This is a genomic window from Clostridium sp. KNHs205, assembly GCF_000702945.1.
Taxonomy (GTDB): Bacteria; Bacillota; Clostridia; order Lachnospirales; family Lachnospiraceae; genus Anaerocolumna.
This window is the reverse complement of record NZ_JNLE01000003.1, coordinates 1,728,419-1,755,417: the sequence shown is the minus strand read 5'-3', so window position 1 is coordinate 1,755,417 and position 26,999 is coordinate 1,728,419. Positions and strand designations below refer to the sequence as shown.

Genomic DNA, 26,999 nt, shown 5'->3' with positions numbered 1-26,999 from the left:
ATCATATGAAAAAAGCATTGATTTTCCAGGGTGGCTGGGATGGACATGAGCCTGTTCTGGTATCCAGTCGTTTTGCAGAACTATTAAAAAAGAATAATTACGAGGTAAGAATAGAAGATAATCTGGATTGTCTGTCAGATGCAGAAGAATTGAAGAAACTTGATTTGATCGTCTCCTGCTGGACCATGGGTGAAATTGACCATAAATACGTCGTAAATCTTTCTGAAGCAGTAGGTTCCGGCGTAGGCCTTGCAGGCTGCCATGGCGGTATGTGTGATTCCTTCCGCCAGAATACGGAATGGCAGTTTATTACCGGCGGACAGTGGATAAGCCATCCGGGAGGCGACGGAATCGAATATACCGTTAATATCTGTCATGGTTCCAGCCCTATTACAGAAGGGCTTACGGATTTTCCCGTTTGCAGTGAGCACTACTATCTCCATATAGATCCTGCTGTTGAAATTCTGGCTACCACCAGGTTCCCTCTGATCAATTATTACCACATCTCCAACAAACCGGTGGATATGCCTGTCGCCTGGACAAAATACTGGGGTAATGGCAGAGTATTCTATACCTCACTGGGTCATCACGATGATGTATTTGACAAGTCCCCGCAAGCCCAGGTCTTAATGGAACGGGGAATGCTATGGGCAGGAGAAGGGAAGCAATATGCCCTGGACCACGGTCTTACCACTGAGCGATTTATGAACAATGCCAAAATGTATTAAGGAGGAAGCCATGCTAAAAATTGGAATGGTCGGTGTCGGTGACATCAGCGGCATCTATTTAAAGAATCTGACCCAGCTCTACAAAGAAGTGGAACTGGTTGCCCTTTGCGATCTGGTAAAGGAAAAGGCTGAGAAAGCTAAAGAGGAGTACAACATACCCAAAATCTATGATACCATGTATGAATTATTTGCAGATAAAGAAATAGACATCGTACTGAATCTTACAAGACCCTATGAGCATTATCAGGTAAGCCTTGAGGCATTAAAAGCCGGCAAGCATGTTTATTCCGAGAAACCTCTGGCTGCCACCTATGCCGAAGGACTGGAGCTTGTAAGAATAGCAGAGGAAAAACAGCTGTATCTGGGAGGAGCTCCGGATACTTTCCTGGGAGCAGGAATACAGACCTGCAGAAAACTCATTGATACCGGTTTTATCGGAAAACCCATTGGAGCTGCTGCATTTATGATCTGCCGCGGTCATGAGAGCTGGCATCCAGATCCAGAGTTCTATTACAAGCACGGCGGCGGCCCCATGTTCGATATGGGTCCCTATTATCTCACTGCTTTGACAAACCTCCTGGGAGGCATCCGCTCCGTAACCGGACTTGCAAGAACTTCCTTTACAGAGCGTACAATCACCAGCAAAGCAAAAGCCGGAGAAAAAATCCAGGTGGAGGTTCCCACCTATACCACCGGAATCCTGGAATTTGAAAACGGAGCCATCGGAACTCTCTTCACCACCTTTGACGTACATTATAAAGGCCAGGCCAGACTGGAAATCTACGGCTCAGAAGGAACCCTGCTGGTTCCCGATCCGAATACCTTTGGCGGTCCAATTTCCCTCTTAAGACAGGAGGAAGGGGACTATAAGGAAATCCCCCTTCTCTTTGACTACGCCCAGAACAGCCGAGGACTTGGGCTTGCCGATATGGCAAAAGCCATTGAAACAGGTCGTGCCCCCAGAGCTGGCTACCACCAGACTCTTCATGTACTGGAAGCCATGGAAGCCTTTGAGACCAGCAGTAAACGCCGTTCAGCTGTTGATCTGGAATCTGTCTTCAGCCGTGAGAATCCCATGGTAGCCCATCCGGTAACGGGTATTCTACAATAAATCCGTCTTACTTTTATAGCAACAAAATAGCAGGCTGTCTCATTGTAGTTACAGAAGAACTGATTACTACTAATAGCTACAGCCTGCTTAACAAAAGAAAAAGCTCACTTCTTCTCTCCCCAGAAGCATACCCTTTCTTCTCTATAATATGGTTGTGCTTACGAAGTCTCCTTCAATATGAAGCAAGCTACCCAAAGCCATTCCTTAAAATATGATTCAAGCTTCCAAAAGCCATTCTTCAAACATGATTCAAGTTTACAAAAGCCATTCTTTAAACATAATTCATGCTTACAAAAGCCATTCTTTAAAACATGATTAAGCATATAAAAGCCATTCTTTAAAACATGATTCAAGCTTACAAAAGCCATTCTTTAAAATATGATTCAAGCTTACAAAAGCCATTCTTTAAACATGATTTAAGCTTACAAAAGCTATTCTTTAAAATATGATTCAAGCTTATAAAAGCCATTCTTCACAACATGATTCATGCTTACAAAAGCCATTCTCTAAAACATGATTAAGCATACAAAAAGCCATTCTTCAAACATGATTCATGCTTACAAAAGCCTTACTTTGAAATTATTCTAACTTCCACAAGCCATTTTTTATAATAATATAAGTTTCCAAAGCCATTCCTTAAAATATGATTCAAGCTTCCAAATTCATACTTTGAAATGATTTAACTTCCAAAAGCCTTGCTTAAAATTATCCATAAAAGCAATTCTCTAAAATGATTATTCCTTCCAATAGCTTTACTTCCAATGATCCAAGTTTCTAAACGTCGTTCTTCACTAAGTACACAGGCAAAAGGTACAAACCAGAAGAACGAATGCGCCTATGGAAAGGTATTAGAAGTCCTTTTCTCTGGAAATTTTGTGCTATATTATCAAACAGATTGTCTGAGCGAAGCGAGTTATCTGTTTGATAATATGTCCAGCACAAAATTTCCAGAGAATTAGGACTTCTTATACCTTGGAATTGAAGCATACGTTTTCTGGTTTGTACCTTTTGCCGTCCCCTTGCCATAACCCAGCCTTTTTATACTTTCCTATGGCTTTCCTACGCTTCTTTAAGCGCCTCATAATTCCTCTTCCTAAACCTGGCCGGCGTAACTCCATAAATCCCCTCAAACTTATTGATAAAGTACTCCATATTCTTATAACCCACTTTTTCCCCAATCTCATAAACCTTTTCATCCGTTCGCAGCAGCATTTCTGCCGCCTTTCGAATACGGACACCATTAATATATTCCTTAAAGGAACAACCATAACTTTTCTTAAAGATCTGTCCAAGATAAGCACTGTTGAGGTAATATTTCTCCCCCAGGGATTTCAGACTTATATTATCAGCATAATTGCTTTCAATTTCAGCTTCAATCTGACTCATGACTCCTCTGGCGGAATTCTGTCTTAACTGCACCAGATAATCGGCGTAATCCTCTGCGAATTTCCGGAATTTAAGCTCATTAATCCAAGGCATACCCGTTGAAAAGGCCGCTTCCTGGATATAACTCATAACCTCTTCCTGGTTAATATCGGTTTCAATTTCATAAGCCAAACCCAGAAGTCTGTATAGATAGTACTGGATATTCAGACCAATAAGCTCTGTATCTGTACATTTATCCATCATCCGCCGGTAAAGGCTTCCGGCATTCTCTCTGATAAAAGTCTTATCACAGGTTTCAATGCCATGAATCAGACAGTCCAGTTCTTTTCTGTAATATTCTTCCTGGGAATTTTTCTTTTGATTCCTTGCCTGATTCTTCGGCTGCATTTTCCTTATCCCGCTGCGGTTTACGGAGTCCTTTTCGATCTTCTGGTCAAATCGGAAGAACCGCATCATGGAAGCTTCCTTAAAGGAATCCGCAAGCCCTTCAATTCCAGAAACCCAACTGCCGGCACAGGCAACGATCTCATAACCCAATCGCTCCTTTAATTCCTTTACCAGCCAGTCAAACCATTCCTCATCCTCTTTTCCTCCGGTCATAAAGGTACTGTAGAGTATTCCGATATCATAACACACGGTATGTTTTGTAGCCCCAAATATGATCCGGTCGGAATAATTCTTTAGGAGGAGGCCTGCATAGCTGTAAAGCTTCCTGTGCTGTTCCTTTTTCTTATCCTCGGACAGTCCCATGAAATTTTCATCGGACAGACAGATTTCCAGGTGGATATATCGTACTTCTCCTTCCGGCTGCAATCTGGTTCTGGCATAATTCAGGTTGATTTCATCATAATTCCCCCACAATAAAGCAAGGAGGTTTCGATCCAGATAGGCCTTCTCACAGATATTACGTTTTTTAAGTCCGCCCGTTTCTTCCTCAATACTGCTTCGGATTCTCCGAAGGATATTCAGCAGTTCCTCCCTTTGTATGGGTTTTAAGACATAGTCGCTGCACCCCCACAATATTGCGGATTTTGCGTACTGAAATTCATAGAAACCACTCAGGAAAACAAACTTTGCCTGGGATAGCTTCTTTTCCTTCAGGTACTGGATCAGTTCTATCCCAGTCATATCCGGCATCTTGATATCCGAGATGACCAGGTGGTATTCCTCACATGAAAGCTTCTCGATTGCTTCAATGCCATTTTGTGCTTCTCCGGCTATGATATAACCTTCCGCTTCCCAGTCAATAAGTGCCGCCAGTCCTTTACGGATGAATGGTTCATCATCCACCAAAAGAACCTTCAGTAACAGATCTTTCTCTTCCTCCATAATGACCTCCCCCTTTTCAACAAACCAGTGCAAGGAATCAAAAGTACTTTAAACGGTTATCAGACCAGCCGAATGACCCGTTAATTCATATCCCTTGTACCAGCCTGGTTTCTGTACATATAATCCGATGGTAATCGAATAATAATACAGGTTCCTTCTCCTGGTTCACTTTCTATTAAGATACGGGTTCCCTCTCCGCAGAATTTCCTCAGACGGATACTGGCATTCAACATTCCAAGACTCCCTGATTTCTGCAATTCCTGAATTCCGGCTTCATTCAGCCGCTTTTCATATTTCCTTACCTGTACTTCGTCCATTCCGATTCCTGTATCCTCAATTTCCAGATAGAAATATCCATCCTTTTCATAACCGGATAAAAAGATCGAGCCGTTATGCCCAGGCCTGTTCAATCCGTGGACACAGGAATTTTCAACAAAGGTTACCAGCACCAGGCTTGGTATCCTTAAGGAATAGAATTGTTCCTCTAATTTGATTTTATAATGAAACCCATCACCATAACGATACTTTTGCAGTTCCAGATAATCCCTGGTAAATCCGATTTCCTGTTCCAGCGTAATATTATCCGTCCCCCAGTCGGCACTTTTTCGCATTAGCTTCGCAAGGCTTTCAATCATCCTTGAAGTTTCTTCTTCTCCTTTAAGAACACTGTGCATCCGGATACTCTCCAGCACATTAAACAGAAAATGTGGATTGATCTGGCTGGAAAGTGCCTGTAGTTCTGCCTGCTGTCTTGCCATTACCAATTCCTGCTGCTCTAATTTACTTTTTAATTCATTTTCAATAAAGGTCTTCATTCTAAGTGTCATATGATTGTAATTGACCAGTAAGTCTCCAATCTCATCCTTTCCATCTCCGTAAGGCAGCAGTTCAAAGTTCTCATTCCTTACCTTCTCCAGATACTCCCCTAAAAGCAGTATTCTTCTGGTTATGGAGTTGCTGAACAACGCCAGCATAACAGCAGGTATCAGAGCATCTGCCAGAAAAAGCACTGACATCAGCCACAGATTTCTTTTAAGATAGGCCATGAAATCCGCCTTATAACCAGTAACATATACCTCCCAGTCAATGCCGTATACACTGAACTTGCGGGTAGCCTGGATATCCTTCCGGTCACCAAGGGTGCTTATAGGGTAATCATTATTAAGATTCCCCTCTTCCGGATCATTGGTAAATATAATTCTGTCCTGGTTGCACAGATAAACCTTAGTGTCAAAGGCTGAACTGTTAATGGATTCATTGATTTGATTATAATTGAGATCCAGTTTTACGATCTTCTCTCTTTCCTTTACGCCAAGATAATTAAGCCTGCGGATAACCGAAATCATTCGCTTCTTGTTATTGATATTCTGGGTATTCTGATAATAGGGATAAACATAAAGATCTGTGTCCGCCTCTTTGAATTTCTGATACCATTCATCCTCCTGGATGGAATCTATCCGGTAATATTTACCCCCGTTTATCATAGTTGCATTATCGGAATAGAAAGTAATATCATTGACCAAATGCTTTGTACTTGCATAAAAAACATAATTGTCAAAGACCTTTCTGTAATCTTCATAATAATCACTGTCCGTTTCGTAATTTCTTTCAAGAAAATCATTTATGGAGGCACTGGTATATAAATCTACCGTTACATAGACTGCACTTTCCAGGGCTTTTACGATGTCATGACTGACGGAATCCGCAATATTGTTAATATTTATATTTCGTTCATTGATATACAACCGGAAGCTGCTCCCTAAAAGGATCAGGTTAGTTACCACTGTGGGCAGAAGAACACACAATATATAAACATAAGTGATTTTGCTCTTTATCTTTTTGTTATTTAGTATTTCCAGAAGGCTCTCAAAAACATTGTGCCGCCATTTCCTGCTTCTGATGGCTAAGCTGACCAACTTTCCCAAACTCTTCATAAGCGCCTCATATATCTGCTTAAAACTACTCTGTTAACAGTGAAAGGTAAACTGCCTGAAATCAGCTGTTCCCCCTGTAAACCTGGTGGAATAGCAGAATAGTCCTACCCTGGCTCCGGTAAAGTGATCCAGGCGAAAATGCAACTTCTGCGTAATACCAAGCCTGCACCACTCCTGCCCCCTTAAATAATAAAAATCAGCCTCATCCTTATTATTTTCAAAATTACTGATGATTTTAAGAGTAACCTGGCTGCCATTGATGGGAATTCTCTCATATTCCCTTCCGGGGTTTTTATCTCCCCCTTCCGGCCCCCATATGCTTTCATCCCTGGTCAGCTCTTTCCCTGTCATTACCAGGTAATAGTTTTCCTTTTCCTTCGTCAGTGCTATGTAGCCGTAACATCCCTGTAAGACACAGATTCCCGCAAAATCACCGTCCTTTAAGCCGCTGCCACAGACCGTTACACTCGTTTCACTGACAGGACCCATGAGCCTCTGAGTAAGGGTATTGACAGCAAGTAAAACATTGGGACTTAGCTTGCCGGTACGGATACGATATGCTTCCGGCTCTTCGGTTACCGACCAAAGACTGTTATCCGGTGTATGATTAAACTGCCAAACCTTCTTTAAATGAATCTTCCCGTCTTCCTCCGGGAGATACTTAAAGTCATCACTGTCTGCCAGGGGCTTGTATCGGTACTCCGGTCTGGTGCTTGGTACTTCTATTTTAAGGGGAACCTTTCCATCTACTCCGAATACCGGAAAATCCTGTTCCCAATGTACTGGCACCAGTACAGGTATCCGGCCAATGGCACCATGATCCTGAAAGAGCATACCATACCATTCTCCCTCCGGTGTATCTACGATACCACCCTGAGCAACTCCGGCATTGTGGTAACCCATATCATCATCCAATATATCTCTCCCTGTAAATTCACCCTCCAGGGAATCAGACATCAGGCAGCATTCAGTTCTTCTTTTGGTTCCTTCCGCCGGCCAGTGTATGAGAAATACATAATATCTACCGTTGATCTTATAAAGATGAGCTCCCTCATAGCCCAGATTCACCTTCCCGGTATCTGTGGCAAGAATTCGGTGCAGCCCCCCTTCTTTCGGGGCAGTCAGTTCCTCGTTCAGCTCTGTAAGATACAGGGTTTTGTTTCCATATAAGATATACACTCTGTCATCCTCATCAAACAATAAGGAGCAATCATGATAAAATCCTTCGATATACTGCTTGCTCCAGGGTCCTTTGATATCCCTGGCAGTGTATAGATAAGTCTTTCCTGTATCATTGGCAACAAAGCATACATAAAAACTGCCTTTATGATAGCGTAAGGATGCTGCCCACATTCCTTTGCCGTAGATACTTTTGTTTTCTTCCAGACATTGCCCCGGTGTATTATCCAGGGTCTCATAGACATAACTCTCCATCTCCCAGTGGATCAGGTCATACGACTTTAATATGGCACCGCCAGGCATAAAGTGCATGGTAGTACTGATCATGTAATAGGTGTCTTCTACTCTGATAATGTCAAGATCCGGATAATCGGACCATATAATAGGGTTCTTACTGAACATCTTCCTGTCCTGCCTTTCCATCCCTGCGGATTCTGTTATTGAAAGTACCAGTAATCCAGCTCATAGCCTTCTCCGGTAAATACAAAAACCAGATCATGTTTACCGGTTATCTTTTGATAAAGCTCTGTACTGATTTCTTTGAACTCTCCTGAAGAATCCGCTTCTATTGGAAGGTATCCGACGATATCGCCGTTCGGTCTGTCAAGCCGTATCTGAATTCCTCCCTGCTTTCCCTCCAAAGCTCTGACCGCAGCAGTAAAACTCTCAGCTCCTTTTTCGAAGAAGTCGGCTCCGTACACTGCAAGCCAGCTTCCCTCTTTCATGTCCGTTACCGCCATGTTGCCAGTGCCGCTCCGTTCTCCATTTTCCTCCAGGAGGGCTGTGGTGATTCCGGCCATGGTTCCAATGGTCTCAGCTTCTGTTTTCTCATAGGGATTCAGGCTTCCCACCTGTGTGACTCCGCCTTTCGTAGCAGTGATTTTCTCAATCTGCCCATCCTCCCCTACTGTTACCGGATCGATATGGGTGCAGCGGTAACCGCCCTTTATCTTTAAGAGCTGTTCCAATATCTGTGTATGGTACGTTATATACATCTGATCCTTAAAACGGAACATACAATGATGGTTATTGCCGTAGCAGCCGAAGAATATTCCGGGATTCTTAAGAATGGAGCCCTGGAGGGTAAAGGGTCCTAATGGATTCTTACTGGTCATATATACAATTTCTGCACTGGCAAAACCTAACTTATCCGTTGCCTCCTGGTCTACATTCCAGTTGGAGCAATAAGAATAATAATAGGTATCTCCAATCTTATTGATACCTGAATCTTCAAAGAGATAAGGAATATCAAGGGCCACCGGATCGCCGGCAAGACTTATCATATCATCTCCCAGTTGTACAGCTCTTCCCGTACCTGGGTTTGCAAAATTCTCTCCCGGAATTCCTCCACCGAAATACAGATAAGCCTTGTTATCGTCATCCACCAGTACAGCCGGGTCAAACAACCAGGCCACATTGGCACAGTTGGGTGTGGAGCGGGATACAATGGCATGACCCAGGGGATCCGTAAATGGCCCGATGGGACTATCCGCCGTTAAAACACCGATACCGTTCCCGCCATTGGCAAAATACAGAAAGAATTTTGGTTTACCATCTATTTCTTTATAAGCCGCAGCCGGTGCCCAGGAATTATTTCCCCATTTAGCAGCTCCCAGAGAGCCTGCCGCTTTGATGGCACCATGATCTGTCCAGTTGACCAGATCAGATGACGAAATAACATTAATAGTGTTTATTTTGCCAAAGCTGTTGTTTTTGGCTTTTTTATCAGCGTCATATTCTATTACATCCCCCGTCATATAGATATATACCCTGTCTTGATATACAAGGGCATAGGGATCAGCTCCCAGTCTCTGGGTCATTAGCGGATTCTTGTTTCCAAAGCTCTTAAGAGCTCCTTTTAATGTGATATCCATTCCTTCAGTCAATTGCTTTTCCTCCGTATTCTGGCTTTTCTCCTCCTCAAGGTCCTTTTGAATGCCTTCTTCCGCTTTTTGTCCATCTTTTAAAAGGTCTTTTGATTCGGTCCTGTCTGCGGCCATTTCTCCTCCTTGGTTCAACCCGTCTCCGCTGCAGGCTGTAGTAGCAAGAAGCAGCAGAAACAGTGGTATCCCGACTATCAGAGCTTTACTGATTTTTTTCATTCTATCCTCTTTCGTGAATATCAAATCTATTGATTTGATATTCCTGAATATGTAGTTGAAAATGTTTTTTTATTTTCAATCTATCCTCTTTCGTGAATATCAAATCTATTGATTTGATATTCCTGAATATGTAGTTGAAAAATGCTTTTTATTTTCAATCTATCCTCTTTCGTGAATATGTAGTTGAAAAAATACCGGCACGGCAGTCATACTATCATTATAAGTACTTGATTGCCATACCTCAATGCTGTATAATTGCATATAGTTGATATATTCTTTGAAACTTTATTTATTCGATTATTTTTTTGAGGGAGAAAATAATATGTACATACACCATATAGCCCTGGATTGCATCCACGGAAGCGATTTTGTAATGGAACGTCCCAACGGCCTGATAGATTACCTGTTTTTATATATACAAACGCCGAGTACATTAGTAATTGACGATCGTGTATATACCATAACTGTACCATCTGCCATTCTTATAAACAGCAATACTCCTCACAAATATTTTCCCACGGGACTGACTTATATGGATGATTATCTGCATTTTGCTGTGAAGGATAAAAATACTTTCATGAATGAATTGCTCTTTCCTTTGAATGTACCGGTTCATATTTCAAAGGATAGTCTTATCCATTCCATCCTTAGCCACATTCAGCAGGAGGATACCCCCAGCAACAAATATTCCAGTCGGATTACTACCCACCTTATTTACATCTTACTTATTAAAGTAGGCGAGCAGTGGGACATTATGCAGCAGAAAAATACCGGACTGCCCCATTATAATGATCTCTTATCCGTCCGCAGCCAGATACTGAATTCTCCCGAAAAAGTATGGACAGTGGAAGAACTTGCAGAAATGGCTCATTTATCCCATGCATATTTTCAGGTAATGTATAAAAAAGCCTTTGGTGTGACCTGTATTACGGATGTAATCAATACCAAGATTGCCCAGGCCAAAGTTCTTCTGACTTCAACGGATCTGTCCGTCAAACAGATCTCACAGGAATTAAGCTATAATGATGTCTACCATTTTATCCGCCAGTTCAAGAAAAGCACCGGTCTGACTCCGGGGGCTTTTCGTAAGAAATTATATTGATCCGGTGAGTCCAGCATAAATATGGTTTTGCAGAAAACCACAAATGGGGTATTCAGAATGATGCAAAGAGTTTTCAGACACACCCGGTTAAAAACTGTAATACCCCGGTAAATGATATTTATGGTTCTGCTTAAATCCTGCTGTGAATTAAGGCTCAGCTTACTCAACGAAATACAAGCTGTGCAAAGTGATAAAAGCCAAGATACCAGACATTAAAATCATGGCCTCCTCCTTCTACCTCTTTCCACAAATAATTCTTACCTTCTGTGAACTTATCTGTCAGTTCCGTAATACGGTCTACTGCAGCTGTTGAACTGGGCCAGGCAATACCGTCTGAGGTACCGCAGATATTATAAAAATAATTGATATCATAATCCTTGAATTTCTCCAGTGCTTTTGCTGTTACCGCCGAGGTATTTGTCGTCGGGCAGGCAGAGAAGGCACCAAAATAACTTATAATATCGGCATTCTCACATAACCCGATGTTGATGGTCTGCATACCTCCCATGGACAGACCTGCCATTGCACGGTGGTCTCTTGCTTCCGTCAGATCATAACCTTTTACATCATACTTTCCATAGGTTGCATAATTGGCCTCAATATAGGGAATCAGATCATTCTTAAGCTCCTGGCCGAACAGATAAAAGGCGTTATAATCCGAGGCAGTATCCGCAAAATTAACGGAAGAACGCCCATTGGGTACTACCACCAGAAAGGGTTCGATATCCCCGTAGCCTATGAGATTATCCATGATACATTTCACGGTGGAGGAATCTTGAAACATTCCCCATTCCTTCTCATTGCCACCAATACCATGCATCAGGTACAAAACGTTATATTGCTTTTTATTATCATACCCCTGTGGCAGATAGACATAAGCCGGTTTGGTCACCGGTTCACCATTTCCATAATAATCCTTTGATTCATAAGTAATCTGTTCAATGCTCCCTCCATTTTTAGATAATGCTGTGTATTTCCCGGGTATACCCTCGCTAAGAGATGCTTTTTCGTCACCATCTTTCACCTCCTCTGCTTTCTTACGCTCTTCTGCTTCTGCTTCGGAATCCTTTATCGCTGCTGCTTCTGCTGCTATGGCTTCCGGTATTCCTGTTGCTTCCTTGTCCTTGTCTTCAGCAGCTGGGGATACAGCCTCGGCAGCTGGTAACTCTGTGTTTTTAACCTTACCTGTATTTTTCTCTTCAGATTTATCGGTACCTTTACCGGAACAGGACACTGCCAAAAGATTGATTAACAGCAGTCCTAAAATAATAATTCCTGATTTTTTCATAGATATTTCCCTCCCTTTTATTATAAAATAGATTTGTTATTTGAGCAATCAGACTAGGGGGTAAAAAGAATACCCTATGTTATTTTAATGGAACATAAGTTGTTTTTCTTCTCCTGCCTTTAGATGGATTTCTTCCTTGTACTCTCCATAGACTACAGTGGTATGAAGTTCTTTGTCTGCCTTTAGGCTGCTGCCAGTCAAACAGCCCTCCTGCCATTCCAGGCAAAGACTGGCTCCTCCCTTTACACGCAGTCCTTTTACGCTTCCATCCCTCCAGGCTTTTGGCAATGCCGGCAAAAGTACGATTCTTTCCATGGTACTCTGTACCAGCATTTCAGCTATAGCTGCGGTTCCTCCAAAGTTTCCGTCTATCTGGAAAGGTGGATGATTGTCAAAAAGGTTAGGCAGTGTGGATTTAGAAAAAAGCTGCTCCAGATTATAGAAGGCCTTTTCCCCATCCCACAGCCTGGCATAGAGATTGATGATCCAGGCACGGCTCCAGCCGGTATGACCCCCTCCATGGGACAGTCTTCTCTCCAGGGTCAGACTGGCAGCTTTGGCTAACTCCGGTGTACCATCCACCGTTATCTGATCCGAGGGATGAAGTCCATACAAATGAGAGATATGCCTGTGCCCCGGCTCCTGTTCTTCATAATCCTCCGCCCATTCCAGTATCTGTCCATATCTTCCGATTCCTGTAGGTACCAGCTGCGTTATGGCTTTTCCGATCTGCTCCGTAATCTCATCCTGAATATGAAGGATTTCTGCTGCCTTCTGACATTGATTGAATAAATCCCTGAGAATCTGGTTATCCATGGTAACTCCGGCAGAAACAGCGCCTCTGGTGCCATCCGGCAGTATGTAAATATTCTCCGGCGAAACAGAGGGACAGGTCTTTAAATACCCCTTATCCTCTATCATATAATCCAGAAAGAATAAAGCTGCTTCCTTCATCACTGGAAAGACCTCTGCCAGGAATTTGTCATCTCCCGTATATTCATAATGCATCCAATAATGCGTGCACAGCCAGGCGGCTCCCATCACCCAGTAGGAACCAGGAATCCAATGGTCCTGAACTGCCGTATCTCCCCAGATATCCGTATTATGGTGGGCAACAAAACCCCGGCAGCCATACATTTTTTCCGCCGTCTTCCTGCCTTTTGGTACCATTCGCTTAATATGGTCAAAGAGCGGTGTATGGCATTCGGACAGATTGCAGACCTCTGCCGGCCAGTAATTCATTTCTGTATTGATGTTTATGGTATATTTGGAATCCCAGGCCGGGCGCATATCTTTGTTCCAGATTCCCTGCAGATTCGCCGGAAGGCTTCCCTCACGGCTGCAGGAAATAAGCAGATAACGACCGTAATCAAAGTAAAGTCCTGCAAGGCCTATATCTGCTTTCCCTGCCTGCAGGGCAGCCAAACGTCTATCCGTAGGCAGCTTATCTGCTTCCTCCGCTCCATTTAATTGAAATTCCACCCTTTGAAAAAGCTCTCTGTAATCCTTTATGTGACGGGCCTTTAATTCCTCATAGGAATACCCTGAACTTTTCTTAAGTATATCCTCCAGTGCTGCTTTTGGATCCGGGAACCGGAAAGTGGTCCCTGCAGTAAATAACAGTGTTACCGCATCTGCCTCTCTGACAATAAGGTGTTCTCCTATTACTTCGCAGGTACCGCCTTCTGTAACTGCCTTTACCGCCATGGCAAATTCCAGCCCGCCCTGTCCCAGGTTTCCGTCCAGCATGATGGTATCCTTGTCTATCCCCAGGGCATGATCATAATAACGTTCCCTTACAAGGAGTGCCGAAAAGGAGATTCCGCCCTTTTTCTCTGCGGTAAGTCTCATTACCATTACATTATCGGGATAGGAGAAAAAAGTCTCCCGTATATAATTACCGGAACCCGCCTGAAAGCTCACACAATGTACAGCATCCAATACAGAAAGACTGCGTTCATAAGCCTGCGTTTCTCCCTCTATTCCGGAAAAACGCAGATATAGATCTCCCAGAGACTGATAAGGCCTTTGACTCTGAGGTGTCCCGGACAGTGCATATATCATCAGTTCTTCCGCTTCTCTGATTTTTCCCTCTAAAATCAGCTTTCTGATCTTGGGAAGATTTTTAAGAGCATCGGGATTGTTCCGGTCAATGTAACCGCCGTACCACACACTATCCTCATTGAGCTGCAGGTGCTCTTCCCTGATACCGCCAAATACCATTCCCCCCATTCTTCCGTTTCCCAAAGGAAGTGCCTCTTCCCATAAGGCTGCCGGCTTCTCATACCACAATCTGCTCATTTTTTCTGTCTCCTTTCGCTATTCTGCTATGTGTGTTCCCTTATTCTGAACTCATTAAATTATGTTTTTTATTGGTTGTAAGCCTCTACAGCAATACAGTAACAGTGCAAACAGCAGGTACTGAATTAAGTGAAATGCAATGTAGTGCCGGAACAACCCGTTAGGAGGAGACCGCCTTAATGATTATCCTGTCCTGTTCAAATTCCAATATCACCTTATTGTCCTGAACCCCCATCTTCTCCAGCATTTCCGAAGGCAGCTGCAGGCGGTTTGCCCTGTCCAGAATGGTATATTCTTCATGCCCCTCTTCCCAGGCAAGCTCCTTCAAAGCTTCCAGATCATATCTTGCATGAAGTTCACTGCTGATTTTACCGTCCTGGATGGAAATAACGCGGTTAACTTTTCTTGCCAGGGCATTGTCATGGGTTACAATCAGGACGGTAGTCTTTTTACTTCTGTTCAGTTCTCTGAAAATATCCAGAATATAGTCAGAGGTCTTTTTATCCACCGACCCCGTTGGTTCATCCGCCAATAAAAGCTTCGGAGCATTTGCCAGGGCAATGGCGATGGCAATCCTCTGTTGTTCCCCTCCGGATAATTCCGCCAGTTTATTATATTTGCGGTGAGACATCCCTACCAGTTCCAGTAACTCCAAAGCTTTTTCCTTTCGCTGCTTTTCTCCGGTAAACAGCATGGGAACCTGTATATTTTCCAATGCATTCAGGTAAGGGAAAAGATTTCTGGCATTGTTCTGCCAGACAAATCCCACTGTCTTTTTCTTATATTCCACAAGCTCCTTCTGTGTCATGGTGAACAGATTTTTACCGTCCACCATCAGCTTACCCGCAGAGGGTTTGTCAAGTCCTCCTATCATATTTAGAAAGGTGGATTTTCCACTGCCGCTTTTACCAACTACTGCCAAAAGCTCCCCGGGCCGGACTGTCATATCCAGTCCCTGCAGGGCCAGCACTTCGCTGTCTCTGGTCTTATAGATCTTAACCAGGTTATCGCACTGAATCATATAAGCCTCTCTATTCTCTTCCAATAAAACCACCATCCTCCAGCTCATATACCCTGTCTCCCATTTCCATCAGATCCGTGTCATGGGTTGTCATCAGTACCGTTATTCCTTCCTGTTCCGTCAGGTTCTTGAAAATCTTAACAATTTGAAGAGCCGTTTTCGTATCCAACTCTGCCGTAGGTTCATCTGCAAAGATGATTCTGGGTTTATGGACAATTGCACGGGCAATGGCAGTCCTTTGCTGTTCTCCTCCGGAAAGCTCCTGGGGCATATGATCCATTCTGCCTGCCAGCCCTACCAGTTTAAGGCTTTCTTTCACCCTGTCATTCCGATTCTTTTTTATCCCTGCCATCCGGAGCATATATTCCACATTTTCATAAGCATTCATGGTGGGTATGAGGGCAACCGACTGGAAAATAAATCCCATCTTTGTTCTTCTGAGCCTGCAGCGGCTCCTTTCCCCCAGTTCCTCCAGACGTACACCGTCAAATAGTATTTCTCCGGAAGTAGCCGTATCAAGGGCCCCTAAGATATTCATCAGGGTCGTCTTGCCTGAACCGGAGCGCCCTTTTAAGATTGTAAGCTTTCCCTCCGGAATTTCCATGGTTATATCCTTTAGAACATGAAGACTGTTTCCGCCGGGAACTGCAAAATATCTGTTAATTCCACTGGTTTTCATTATCTGATTCATATCCGACTTAATCCTCTCCTAATTTTAAAGCTTTTGTCACTTTCATATCAGAGATAAGCTTGCCGATTATCAGCATACACAAAAGCACCACTGCAGCTACTATCACCAATACCCGGATCCTGTCACTTCCCTGCTCCATGATTTCAAGAGGAAGAATCTGTTCAGAGGAGGTATATGCTATCTGAATCAGAGGCACGAACAAACCGGATACCAGTCTTCCGATAAGTATTCCAAAGAAAATAGGCAGTACTGATAAAAAGAGCTGTTCCTGTACCAGCATCCCTATTATTTCACCCAGGGTCATACCCATGGCACGCAGTACACCGAATTGCAGTGTTCTGGTAAAAATAGATAAAATCCAAAAAATCAGGAATCCTATTGCGCAGATCAGCAGGATGATAATAAATCCCAGTGTGAGGATACCATTGGTTCCCTGGTAAAAGGGATCGTTGTTCTTCTCTATGATATTTGCTGACAGGTCTTTGAATACCTCAAACTGCAGATTGTTTTGCCCTGCAAAATTATAGATAAAAGAAGAGGAACCGCTGGTCTTTATCCAGATCTGGTAAGGTGTTATCCCCCATTCCTTCTGTACTTTTGAAAGATTAGCCACAATCAGGAATTGATTAACCTCCGCAGCTTTTCCGTCTTTGCTTTTTTCCAGGGTTACCGGTGCATAAGACGGCCAGTAATCCACAAAGCCCTTGATTATCCCGGTAAAACTGCCATCCTCTCCGGAACAGGTTATGGTATCACCGGTCTTATAGCCAAGCATATCCCTGAAATTAGAAGAAACCAGGATTCCGTCTTCCGATGCTCCCATTTCGTTGAGGTAGTTATACCAATGGGTCTGAAGCAGTCCGTCTTTAAAATTTACAGTTTCTCCGAATCCCTTTGTCTGGATCCCCATAAGAGTTGTGTTGATCTTACCGCTGTTTCCATTAACCTGAAGGCCTTTATCCATCAATACCTTTGTTACTTTTTCTACTCCCTCCAGCTCCTTATACCTGTCAAAGTCCGGTTCCGTATAGACCACAGTAAACTGGCTCTCATCTACATTCTGACCCATGGCTTTTAAGGCTGCCACATATGCCTGGATATCCTCCTTGTTACTGACCCATTTCTCCTGCAGTACCAGATCAGCACCTGTGGTATAAACAATTCGGTCCTCTTCATTGCCGTTAATGGTTCTGGCCAGAGTAGCATCAAAAATGCCCAGTGAAACTGTGAGTATAAGAAAGAGCAGAATAAAACCCTGGTTATCGGAAGCTTTGTTAAGCTTCTGGAAGGAGGCATAAGCCGCCGGGTTCCAGAAATTTTTACCTGCACAGAATATAACCTCCGTCATAAACGGGAACAATCCCTGCACCAGAAAAGCCATTCCCAGTATAAAAAATATTGCGCCGCAAAATAACAGCGGATCAAGACCTTTTCCTGCTGCCAGGGTATCTGCATGCAGTTTGAAATTATACAGACTGTAGCCTGCAATACTAAGGAATACAGCCCCTGCCACCAGACTTTTAAGCACCGGTTTTCCCGCCTTTTTGTTGAGCTTCCGTTTGTAGGATACAATGGTCTCTCCGGTGTGCCAAAATGCCAGCACCAAAGTTATGACCAGGGATATCCCTCCACAGAGCAGAGACGCAAGAAAGGCTTTCCCTGTAAAATCCACTTTAAGGGCGGTTCTTGATACAAACTCCAGGAAAGCATTGGAGTTTCCAAGGCTGTAACAGAAAAAAAGCCCAAGAGGGATACCAAGCAGCAATCCCAATACTGAAAATATAATTCCCTGGTACAGATATATCCTGATAATATGTCCACCTGAAGCACCCCGGCTCTTTAGCATGGCAATGTCTCCGCGTTCATTTAGCATCATCTGTTTGTTTACCATATAGATAAAGACCAGCAGCAATATAAAAATGGGAATTTCCAGCAGAAAGAGTATGTTATTTAATCTGACCTCTTTCACCTGAAAATCCTTTAACAACTCACCGAAGTATTCCTTGTAACTGTAACAGTCCATGGCTATGACCTTTTCACTGAACCGTTCCAGAACAGACGACATATTTCCAACCTGCCCCGATTTGATGTCACTGTAATCCATCAGCACATAAAAAATACTGTTCCATTTATATTGAGGTGCTTCATAATTCACAAATAGCTCCCGGAATAAGTCCTCATCCATAAAAAACTGCTTGGAATAGGCATCAGGACTTTTTACCCAATAGACATCCTCGCTTTCTGAATTTTGAAAGACTCCTGTTATCCTTATCTTATATGGGTTTCCTTCTTTATCCCTGGCATCTGCCAGATAAAGTTCTTCCCCTAACATAAGCTCCTGCTCCATCATGGCTTTCCGGCTTACGATAACCTCAATGGCACCGTCTACCAGCTGACTGCTGTAGGTCTTACCGGAAAGCATGGTTACATGGTCCTCCATACCAGAAAGAAAAGAAAGATCCAGTACCTGGGAATTGACCTCTTTCTCCTCCGGGGCATACAGATAGTTGGTGCGGATATAATAGTTTCTGATAATTTCCCTGGCTTTCAGCTGCATATTGGAGGGAAGGCTGTCTGTCAGGTATTCCAGCTCCTTTACCTTGCCAGCTACACTAACATCACTTCTGGTTCTGTCCATTCGGATCTCTACTGCGGTCTGCAAAGGATAGACCCCTGTAGTCTCCATGGCATTATTCAATTCTTTCACCAGCAGCCTGTTCAGTACTGCATTGGAATAGACCACACTTCCTGACACCATACCAATGAGCAGAAGATTCCCCAATATCAGACTGGCAGCCATCCATTTTTTATTCAATATTTTATGTATTACATATTTAAACATATGAACCCCCTGCCTAATCCACTACGATATTCTGTCCCGCAGACAGACCGTTGTACACCCACATATCCGTTCCATTATCCCTGCCGGTGATATACTGCCGTCTGAGGCTGCCGTCACTGTCTTTCTGGTAGACATATTTCCGGTCATTTTCCGTTTTAACGGCCTTTAACGGTATAATCGGAACCTGCTCAACGGTCACTGCTGCCGCAGTTATATTAGCCATTTGGATGGTATCCACCAATTCCCGATCATCCACTGCAACATAGAGCATGCCTGTTGTAAGCTTTCCTTCAAACAAAGAATCACTGGAAAGGATTCTGCCTGTGTGAAGGTTATCCTTATCTTCCTTTCGGTTTATGATACCTGTCACCGAAACCTTCATATCAAACCAAAGGCTTTCATTTCCGCTTACCTCTGTGCCTAATACGGCACTTTTTTTATCCAGAATGGTCAATAGCACCTTCCGGCTGTCGATGTCCATAGCTTCCGATACCCCATCCCCTTTATGAATGAAACCGTCATATGGAGCATACAGATATTGGAGTTCTTCTTTTGCCTTTATTGTCTTGATATCTTCTTTCTGTATATCCAGGGCTTTTTCTGTCTGGTAACAATACTGCCGAAAAGAAAGCTTCTGCTTCTCCAGGTTCAGCTTTGCTATTTTTGCTTCATAGGTCTCCTGTTCCAGGATTTTAAGCCGCTTCTCACTCTCGTCTATCTCCGCCTCCCTTTGCCGGCAGGCCAGCTCATATGCTTCAAGGCTCTGCTTCAGCTTCAGTTCCTTCTCCTCCAGACTGATTGGGTCAAAAGGGAGCCGATAAGAGAGCAGCTTCTCTCCTTTTTTTACCTCCTGTCCTTCCTCCACCAGATAGCTAACAAAGGTACCACTGGGATAAGGTATAGACAAGCTGTCATATCTGAGATACTTCCATTCCAGATTCTTTAGAGTCCCTTTTTCCTCATAATCACCGATGACAACTTCTTCATAATTTACTTCTCCCGCTTGACCGGTCTCTTTATTAGAATCTTTTCCGCCATTTGTAATTTCTGTCTCAGGACTTTCTTCATCGGTCTTTACTGTTTCTGTCTTAGAACTTTCTTCATTGGTCTTTGCTGTTTCTGCCCCAGTTTTTTCTTCTCCGGTCTTTGCTATTTCTGTCCCAGGCTTTTCTTCTCCGGTCTTTACTGTTTCTGTTCCAGGTTTTTCTTCTCCGGTCTTTGCTGTTTCTGTCCCAGGTTTTTCTTCTCTGGTCTTTGCCGTTTCTGTCCCAGGTCTTTCTCCTCCGGTCTTTTGAAAGACAGACTTACTGTCCGCAAGGGCAACTCTTACGGTTATCAGGGAAAGTGCCAGGCTTCCGGCTGCTATGAGGCATATTATTTTCCTAGCCTTTGACATATACCACCTCTCCTTCCTTCAGTCCGTCTTTTATCTCCACCTGTATGCTGGTCTCCATTCCTGTCTTAACAGTCCGTTTTACCAATGCACCATCAATTACCAGATAGACAAAAGCTTCTTCTCCGTCGCTGTTCAGCGCGGTCTTTGGGATACTGAGGACATTGCTTTCCACCTTATTTTTAAGACAGATACACCCATAATCTCCGGAAGCATAATCACCGCTCTCTTTGAAACGAAAACGGCTGCCCATGCCGGTGCTGCTGTTCTTCATACGCAGCAGTTCTTCAACGGTATAGGGATCGTATTCCAGCGGGTACTCCCTGCCCTTTATCAGTGCATACACCAGCTCTGCCTTTTCTACCACAGCTTCTTCCAGATACTCCCCCTGGATATAGAGCCCGGAATAGTCCGCCAGGTATATAGCGGTATCTCCTTCTTTAACAGGTGTATCTAAATGAGTCTCCTTTAAATAAACTACCTTACCGTCAGCAGGTGCTGTTATGCGAAAGGAGTTCATACTTTTCTCTAACTCCTGTATCTTTACCTGCAGTTGCTTTTTGTCAAAATCCTTTACTTTTAAGTACTGCTCCAACAGCAGTTTCTGCCGGTCATAATTTGCCTGAATCTGGGCAATTTCTATTGCCGGTGCCTTCTCCTCCTGCTTCTGCTTAAGTGTAAGCTTTTGAATTTCAAGCTCCAGCTTCTGTATATCGTACTCATAGGAATTGTTTACTTCGGACTCCTTCAGCTGTTCCTTCAGGGAAGCCAGTTCCTGTTCCAGCCCTTCGTTTTTTAAAAGGAACAGGGTATCCCCCTTTTTTACCGTATCTCCCAGAGCTACCTTAACTTCTGCTACTGTCCCCTCTGTACCAAAGGTAAGCTCCTTAAGCTCCGGATACACCTTTCCGTCAAAAGTGGTCATTTCAAACAAATCCCCCCTGGTTACCACAGCGGTTTCCAGCTGAGTTCCAGCTGACTCCGACAGTACCGGCACGGACTGCTCCGCTTTTTCACAGCCATTTAGCAGAAGCACCAGCAGACATACTGCCGCATATTTTATTCCCAATCTATTCCAGTATGACACTGTCACCCTCCTCAAGACCTGACAGAATTTCTATTTTCCTTTCTGCCGTAAATCCGGTCTTTATTTCCTTCACGCTTTTGAAGCCATCTCCATCCTCTACATAAACCACAGATGCTCCATTTTCTTCATAGACGGCAGATACAGGCAGATAGAGCACATCCCTGGCTTCCTTCAAAATCAGGGTGATTTCTCCTTTGGCATCCATCTGAAGCCTTTCCGGTTTTTTCAAAGCTTTTAGGTAAAGTCCTCCGGCTTCATTCTTCTTTTCGTCCAGATCAAGAACTTCTGCTTCCACATTTTCTCCAAACATCTTGACCGTTACCTTATCACCCGGTGCGAGATACCTGATATTCTCTCCTTCAGCATAAAAGAGCATTTCCTCCGGATCATAAAGAGTGATCATAGTCATCTCTTTCTTGGAAAAGTCTCCGCTTCTGTAACCGGCGATAAAGGATACCATACCATTCATTCCTGCCAGAATTCTGTGATTGTTTAAATCCTCTCTGGCATTCTCCAGTCTTTTTTTGGTGATATAGATACTATCCTCCAGTTTTTCCATATCATTGTCATAACCTGAAATATCTCTTTCATATTGCTCACCGATATTTACGGTATAGCCTTCTGTGGCTTTAAGCTTCTTAAGACTTGAAGCTGCAAGTACTTTTATTTCCTTTAGATTCGAAAGATTCAATTTCAGGAATTCCAGATTATTACTATATTCCTCTATCTTACTTTGCGTATCGTCCATGACCAGGTCAGCCAGAAGATCTCCTTTTTCTACCCTGTCGCCTTCTTTTACATAGATATGGTCAATAATTTTTCCACTGATGGAAAACTTTAAATCTTCCTTATAAAGCGCTGTATAGGTACAGTCAATTGTTACACTTTCTATGATATCTCCCCTCATGACCTCCGCTTTTTTATACTCCTTTATTTCTTCTGTCTTTATCACAGGGGCATCCGGCAGTACTTCCTCTTTTGGAAGACAGCCCTGGAGCAATACTGCCATTGCAAGTGTAAGGACCAGTCTCCCCCTGAACTTGATTCCATATCCCATAAAACCTCCGTCTGTTTACAGCTTCACCCGTAAAACATCAAATATATAATTCCAATAAAGGGAGACACTGCCCGCTGACGGCTCTGTCTCCCTCTTGTATGATTTCTGCTTTTCGTTGCATTATTATTGATACGCAACAGTACACCTTGCAGTCTTCAAAGGTACTTTTGAGAATAAATGAAAGCTGTCGGCTTCCTTCTCCAATTAATATATCCGATATCTACCCGCCAGCATCAACAGGGAGAAGAAATACAGACAGTTATCGTAATATCTTCTCTCACCTTTTCTAAGAGGAGTATTTAGGAAATTTCTGACCCAATCCATTCTGTATTTTCCTCTGGCTGCCAATGACCCTGCCGCATTGGTGGCTATAATAGCTACCGGGTGAAGCGCGGGCTGCCCCAGAGAGGTTCCGTCAATAAGATAATTGTCATACTCACCCAGTTTTGTATTTTCAGAGAAAAATGCCTGTAACCGGTCAATAACCTCTCCCAGGGCCTCTTCTTTGTTGAACCAGGCTCTATCCAGTCCGATATTCATGGCAACCCTATAGGCATCGGAATAGAACTGTCCGTCATGGAACAGCCTCCTTGGCGTACCATCAAATTCCGCATATTCCGAAGCCATGCCTGTCTGAGGATGGCATGCCAGCAATAGATATCTCCGGCTCTCTTTTGCCGCTTCTTTAAAGAACTCCCTGTCTTCTTCCTCCGCCCATTCCGCAAACAGCTCGTAAAAATGGGGCAGATGATAGGAAGGATCGGAAAAAGGGGACTCCGGAACAAATTTGATATAATGGTTCTCAGGCTCCCACATTGGACTGCCCTCTGCTGTCAGCTCATGCTGGTGAACACAATGCTTTAATATATTCCTTGCCTGTGTACTGTAATCAAAAGGTGCTTCTCCTTCTCCCCAGCGGTGGGAAGCAAAAAAGAGTGCCATTGCATAATATTCTTCTCCATCCGGTGCAGGCCCTTCCGCATTTTTCTTTCCGTCTGTTGCTACGGACCAGGCAAAATACCCTTCATACTTTCCGCTGCTCTGATACATATATGTTTTTGAAAAAAGCCACAACCTGTCAAAGATATCCTTTCGGTCCATCTGCACCGCCATCATCATTCCATAGCTCATGCCTTCGGTCCTTGCATCAAAATTTCCGGTATCCATCATATAACCCTTGTCCTGACCCATTTCAAAATAGAACTTTTCCTGCTCATCAAAAAACATGGTGTGAAATGCTTCCTCTATCCTGCGGTTGATTTCCTGCTCCGACAGTCCTGCTTCCGCCAATAGATTCGGATAGCTTCCTGTATAATATGCCCCGTCCTTCATATACTCTCCCATCTGTGTACCTCTGTACACATATATATTAAGATACTGCTATTATCTTCCGGTATATCCAAAGGCCATTATGGTAAATTCCTTTTCTTCATTTCCTTTGGCCATTTTTATTTCTATCCTGTGTTCAGCCGCCTGCTCTTCCTTAAGAAGAACCACTGTAATAGGATTGTTCCAGCCGTTTTCCTGATGTCCGTTATAGCTTCCGATTTTTTCTCCGTCTACATAGACTTCCGCTTCTCCAAAGGTATCCCTGCTGCTTACCTTATAGGCCATTAAGAGATTCTTACAGGTCAGAGTCATAGAGAAGCTCTTTTGTTCACCATCCTTCTCATGTTTCCAGTTATCAGGAAAGCTTCGTCTTTCCGGAGCATAATACAGACCAACCAATTCTTTGTCATTTCCGGAAAAACCACCTTTTTCTATGATGATCTCTTTCTCCTGTATCCCGGCATCCAGCATTTTCAGTTCCTCGTAAGCATTGCCAAAGAGAGTTTTATCCGTTACCACAGCGTTAGAATCCGAAGGCTTACTTGCAGCCACCGTATCAAAATAATAGCCAATACAGTCCTTCATGATCTGATGACCGAAATCTTTGGGGTGGTATTCATCAGAAAAGAACTCCTCCTCTGTTATTCGTCCTGCCTCAAGTTCAGGGACCACCACATCTTTTATACTGATCATGGGCAAATCATAGAATGCACCCAGGGGCTGATAAAAGTCCTGCATATTCCACTTGGTCTTGAATACACTGAATACCAGTACTACAGCAGGCTGATTCGGCTGATTCAGAACCTTTCTCACCATACTTTCGTATGCTTCTCCGTTGGTGGGTTCCTGATAATCATTCACCGCAAACTCTATAAATACAATATCCGGTATTGTTTTTCCGTAATCCGTAACGTCCCTGTCATAGCGGATAATCCCTAAAGCAGAAGGAGTACCACCCATTCCGGCATTTACAATATTTATATTTTTCCCATTATCTTTCCCGAATTTTTCAGAAAAGGAGAGCCAGGATTGGTAAGCATAGCAGTTTTTATATGTGGAGGCCCCAGCACCTTCCGTAATGGAGCCGCCGATATAGGCAACCGTTACCGCTTCCCCTTTTGCCGCCTTTTCCATAACCTTTTTCATTCTGAAATTATTCCCTGAAGATAGCAAGGATCTCTCTATCATCTTCTCATACGCCTCCTCTTTACTGTCTGCTGCATGATCCTTTTCGGTCGCTGTTTCCTTCTCAACAGGAGCTGCCTCTGAAAGCTCCGTTTTATTGCTGCCCTCTTCTTGTTTTTGTTCCCTGGTGGTATCCGAAGTATCTTTCAGTGTATTTTCCATTTCCTTTATTTCAAAATCCGCTTCCGTTGCCTCATTCCTTGTACAGCCGCAAATAGAGAGCAGGGTAAGCAATATCAGCAAAATGCAGAATCTTCTACACATAATTCACCTTTCTTTTACAACCAGCAGGATTAATTTATACCTTTAGATATATTATGTTAAGAATGGAACTTAATATCTTATGGTAAAATCCAGAATATCCAGGGTATTCTCAGACTCTCTTCCATTAGAAGATGCATATACACCTATGGTATTACCGACAAAACCTCCGGCTACCTCCGTACTCATTTCATGTATATCAACGTCACCTGCAAGCAGTTCCTCACTGCCTTCTGTTTCCAGAAGGAAATTAGCCTTCTGTCCTTCTCCCCTGACCTTAAACGTAAGCTTCAATCCATTTTTTATATCCTCACCTGCCAGCTTAAATTCTTTTTCCGCCAGCAGATTGTCTTTTCCTCCGGTAACCTTTATTACCTGGACTTTTAAGCGGTTATCTCCTCCGCTCTTCATACAGAACAGCATATGATACTCATTACTTTGCAGGATAACGAGTCCTGCCTCCTCTCCTTCCTCCAATACCGGAACAGAAAGGGTCTGAACTGCCTCATAATGGTACTCCAGCTGTCTTAGCCCAAGGAAAGCAGGGCTTTTCTTCTCCTTTAAAGTCGCAGGAAGAAATTGCAGGGTAATCTTATTTTCTTCCTCTTTATAAAAGAGGCTCTCCGGATTCCTTAACATTACCCGGTCAAATTTGTTTGTGCTGCCTACAAGTTTTTGCAGGCTTCTGTCCCTGCCTTTTGCCGGCGCAAACGGCAACATAACCTTATCCTCCAGTTTACCAACACCGGGATTCACCACCGGCCAGCCGTCTTCCCAGAATACCTTTGCCAGGAAAGTCTCCCGTCCAAGGCCCACGTAACCCTCGCAGCGTCTGCTTGCAAGCATCACCAGATACCAGTTGCCCTGAGAGTCATCCACCAGATCAGCGTGGCCTACATAAATAACGGGATAATCTTTACCCAGATGTCTGTGGGTCAGGATGGGATTATTCGGATTATTTTCATAGGGACCAAAGATCTCTTTGCTTCGTGCTACGGTAACTGCATGATTGGGTCCGGTTCCGCCTTCTGCTATCATCAGGTAGTAATAGCCGTCTTTTTTATACAGATGAGGTCCCTCCGGCCAAATGACATCCCGCAAGGCCCCTTTCCATATGGCATGACTTTCCTCTGTTAGTTTCATAGTGCCAAGATCCAGCTTCTGTACCCAGATCTCCCAGTCACCATTGTAACGTACTCCTGACGGATTAGGTCTGGTTCCTACATAATAACAGGTTCCATCCTCGTCAAAGAAAAGACTGGGATCGATTCCTCCAGCTTCCGGTCCCAGAAGAAAGGGTTCCGACCAGGGACCTTTGGGGTCAGTTGCAGTAACGATAAAATTACCGCCTCCTGAGACATTGGTCGTAATCATGTAATAAGTGCCATTATGGAATCGTATTGTAGGTGCAAAAATTCCACCGGAGTGACCACTTTCCTTTAAAGGAATCTGTGACTCTCGGTCCAGAATATTTCCTATCTGCTCCCAGTCCGCCAAATTCCTGCTATGCCAGATGGGTACCCCTGGAAAATAAGCAAAGCTTGAGTTCACCAGGTAGAAGTCTTCGCCAACCCTGCAGATGGAAGGGTCGGGATAAAAGCCGTTTAATATGGGGTTTGATGCAGTTATCATAAGAATGTCCTTTCTTGTATTGCCAATTGTGTTTGTTAAGT

General features: G+C 43.6%; 18 protein-coding genes. 3 read left to right on the top strand and 15 right to left on the bottom strand.

What is annotated here, in order from left to right:
* The first annotated feature begins 5 nt into the window (after positions 1-5).
* Both BR73_RS0107475 and BR73_RS0107470 read left to right on the top strand, forming a co-directional pair.
* The gene (locus BR73_RS0107475) at positions 6-728 is read left to right on the top strand and encodes a ThuA domain-containing protein (protein WP_033165029.1); all 723 of its coding nucleotides are present in this window, start codon (positions 6-8) and stop codon (positions 726-728) included.
* 10 nt (positions 729-738) lie between these two features.
* Entirely contained in the window at positions 739-1,839 is a 1,101-nt protein-coding gene (locus BR73_RS0107470; protein WP_033165028.1) for a Gfo/Idh/MocA family oxidoreductase, read from the top strand.
* Positions 1,840-2,898: 1,059 nt separating this feature from the next.
* Here the strand turns inward: BR73_RS0107470 and BR73_RS0107460 are convergent.
* The 4 genes from BR73_RS0107460 to BR73_RS0107445 form a co-directional block, all read right to left on the bottom strand.
* Positions 2,899-4,554, bottom strand: coding sequence for a response regulator (locus tag BR73_RS0107460; protein ID WP_033165026.1), 1,656 nt, complete (start codon positions 4,552-4,554; stop codon positions 2,899-2,901).
* Between the two features lie 80 nt (positions 4,555-4,634).
* Complete coding sequence (locus tag BR73_RS0107455; protein ID WP_033165025.1) at positions 4,635-6,488, bottom strand: histidine kinase; 1,854 nt, start codon at positions 6,486-6,488, stop codon at positions 4,635-4,637.
* Positions 6,489-6,521: 33 nt separating this feature from the next.
* On the bottom strand, positions 6,522-8,069 hold the full coding sequence (locus tag BR73_RS0107450; RefSeq protein WP_033165024.1) for a glycoside hydrolase 43 family protein: 1,548 nt from the start codon (positions 8,067-8,069) through the stop codon (positions 6,522-6,524).
* Between the two features lie 35 nt (positions 8,070-8,104).
* Positions 8,105-9,769 carry a glycoside hydrolase family 43 protein gene (locus tag BR73_RS0107445; protein WP_242860636.1) on the bottom strand — a complete coding sequence of 555 codons (1,665 nt, stop codon included), beginning with the start codon at positions 9,767-9,769 and terminating at the stop codon, positions 8,105-8,107.
* Between the two features lie 322 nt (positions 9,770-10,091).
* On the opposite strand from BR73_RS0107445, the gene BR73_RS27220 reads away from it, so the two are divergent.
* Positions 10,092-10,871: an AraC family transcriptional regulator gene (locus BR73_RS27220; RefSeq protein ID WP_051685037.1), complete on the top strand. Its 780-nt coding sequence runs from the start codon at positions 10,092-10,094 to the stop codon at positions 10,869-10,871.
* A gap of 163 nt (positions 10,872-11,034) precedes the next feature.
* Here the strand turns inward: BR73_RS27220 and BR73_RS0107435 are convergent, their stop codons facing one another.
* The 11 genes from BR73_RS0107435 to BR73_RS0107385 form a co-directional block, all read right to left on the bottom strand.
* Complete coding sequence (locus BR73_RS0107435) at positions 11,035-12,159, bottom strand: alpha/beta hydrolase-fold protein (protein WP_033165023.1); 1,125 nt, start codon at positions 12,157-12,159, stop codon at positions 11,035-11,037.
* Between the two features lie 84 nt (positions 12,160-12,243).
* Complete coding sequence (locus BR73_RS0107430) at positions 12,244-14,460, bottom strand: glycoside hydrolase family 95 protein (protein WP_033165022.1); 2,217 nt, start codon at positions 14,458-14,460, stop codon at positions 12,244-12,246.
* 160 nt (positions 14,461-14,620) lie between these two features.
* Positions 14,621-15,529 carry an ABC transporter ATP-binding protein gene (locus BR73_RS0107425; RefSeq protein WP_197032630.1) on the bottom strand — a complete coding sequence of 303 codons (909 nt, stop codon included), beginning with the start codon at positions 15,527-15,529 and terminating at the stop codon, positions 14,621-14,623.
* Entirely contained in the window at positions 15,492-16,172 is a 681-nt protein-coding gene (locus BR73_RS0107420) for an ABC transporter ATP-binding protein (protein ID WP_033165021.1), read from the bottom strand. Before BR73_RS0107420 ends, BR73_RS0107425 begins: the two co-directional genes overlap by 38 nt.
* Before the next feature lie 7 nt (positions 16,173-16,179).
* The gene (locus BR73_RS0107415; protein ID WP_033165020.1) at positions 16,180-19,014 is read right to left on the bottom strand and encodes an ABC transporter permease; all 2,835 of its coding nucleotides are present in this window, start codon (positions 19,012-19,014) and stop codon (positions 16,180-16,182) included.
* A gap of 13 nt (positions 19,015-19,027) precedes the next feature.
* Positions 19,028-20,410 carry an efflux RND transporter periplasmic adaptor subunit gene (locus BR73_RS0107410; protein ID WP_033165019.1) on the bottom strand — a complete coding sequence of 461 codons (1,383 nt, stop codon included), beginning with the start codon at positions 20,408-20,410 and terminating at the stop codon, positions 19,028-19,030.
* Entirely contained in the window at positions 20,397-21,494 is a 1,098-nt protein-coding gene (locus BR73_RS0107405; protein ID WP_156034638.1) for an efflux RND transporter periplasmic adaptor subunit, read from the bottom strand. The genes BR73_RS0107410 and BR73_RS0107405 overlap by 14 nt, the downstream gene beginning before the upstream one ends.
* Complete coding sequence (locus tag BR73_RS0107400) at positions 21,478-22,551, bottom strand: biotin/lipoyl-binding protein (protein ID WP_033165017.1); 1,074 nt, start codon at positions 22,549-22,551, stop codon at positions 21,478-21,480. Before BR73_RS0107400 ends, BR73_RS0107405 begins: the two co-directional genes overlap by 17 nt.
* A 204-nt stretch (positions 22,552-22,755) precedes the next feature.
* On the bottom strand, positions 22,756-23,883 hold the full coding sequence (locus BR73_RS0107395) for a glycosyl hydrolase family 8 (RefSeq protein ID WP_033167185.1): 1,128 nt from the start codon (positions 23,881-23,883) through the stop codon (positions 22,756-22,758).
* A gap of 51 nt (positions 23,884-23,934) precedes the next feature.
* Positions 23,935-25,329 (bottom strand): SGNH/GDSL hydrolase family protein, encoded by a 1,395-nt coding sequence (locus BR73_RS0107390; RefSeq protein ID WP_051685036.1) that lies wholly within the window; start codon positions 25,327-25,329, stop codon positions 23,935-23,937.
* Between the two features lie 69 nt (positions 25,330-25,398).
* Positions 25,399-26,958, bottom strand: a complete 1,560-nt coding sequence (locus BR73_RS0107385) for a glycoside hydrolase family 43 protein (RefSeq protein WP_033165016.1) — start codon at positions 26,956-26,958, stop codon at positions 25,399-25,401.
* Between the last annotated feature and the right edge of the window lie 41 nt (positions 26,959-26,999).

Bases quoted from the DNA above. Each gene is read 5' to 3' on its own strand.
- BR73_RS0107445 (WP_242860636.1), bottom strand. From the start codon at position 9,769: ATGAAAAAAATCAGTAAAGCTCTGATAGTCGGGATACCACTGTTTCTG.
- BR73_RS0107475 (WP_033165029.1), top strand. From the start codon at position 6: ATGAAAAAAGCATTGATTTTCCAGGGTGGCTGGGATGGACATGAGCCT.
- BR73_RS0107395 (WP_033167185.1), bottom strand. From the start codon at position 23,883: ATGAAGGACGGGGCATATTATACAGGAAGCTATCCGAATCTATTGGCG.
- BR73_RS0107410 (WP_033165019.1), bottom strand. From the start codon at position 20,410: ATGTCAAAGGCTAGGAAAATAATATGCCTCATAGCAGCCGGAAGCCTG.
- BR73_RS0107415 (WP_033165020.1), bottom strand. From the start codon at position 19,014: ATGTTTAAATATGTAATACATAAAATATTGAATAAAAAATGGATGGCT.
- BR73_RS0107390 (WP_051685036.1), bottom strand. From the start codon at position 25,329: ATGTGTAGAAGATTCTGCATTTTGCTGATATTGCTTACCCTGCTCTCT.
- BR73_RS0107470 (WP_033165028.1), top strand. From the start codon at position 739: ATGCTAAAAATTGGAATGGTCGGTGTCGGTGACATCAGCGGCATCTAT.
- BR73_RS0107450 (WP_033165024.1), bottom strand. From the start codon at position 8,069: ATGTTCAGTAAGAACCCTATTATATGGTCCGATTATCCGGATCTTGAC.
- BR73_RS0107420 (WP_033165021.1), bottom strand. From the start codon at position 16,172: ATGAATCAGATAATGAAAACCAGTGGAATTAACAGATATTTTGCAGTT.
- BR73_RS0107455 (WP_033165025.1), bottom strand. From the start codon at position 6,488: ATGAAGAGTTTGGGAAAGTTGGTCAGCTTAGCCATCAGAAGCAGGAAA.
- BR73_RS0107460 (WP_033165026.1), bottom strand. From the start codon at position 4,554: ATGGAGGAAGAGAAAGATCTGTTACTGAAGGTTCTTTTGGTGGATGAT.
- BR73_RS0107430 (WP_033165022.1), bottom strand. From the start codon at position 14,460: ATGAGCAGATTGTGGTATGAGAAGCCGGCAGCCTTATGGGAAGAGGCA.
- BR73_RS0107435 (WP_033165023.1), bottom strand. From the start codon at position 12,159: ATGAAAAAATCAGGAATTATTATTTTAGGACTGCTGTTAATCAATCTT.
- BR73_RS0107425 (WP_197032630.1), bottom strand. From the start codon at position 15,529: ATGAGCTGGAGGATGGTGGTTTTATTGGAAGAGAATAGAGAGGCTTAT.
- BR73_RS27220 (WP_051685037.1), top strand. From the start codon at position 10,092: ATGTACATACACCATATAGCCCTGGATTGCATCCACGGAAGCGATTTT.
- BR73_RS0107400 (WP_033165017.1), bottom strand. From the start codon at position 22,551: ATGGGATATGGAATCAAGTTCAGGGGGAGACTGGTCCTTACACTTGCA.
- BR73_RS0107385 (WP_033165016.1), bottom strand. From the start codon at position 26,958: ATGATAACTGCATCAAACCCCATATTAAACGGCTTTTATCCCGACCCT.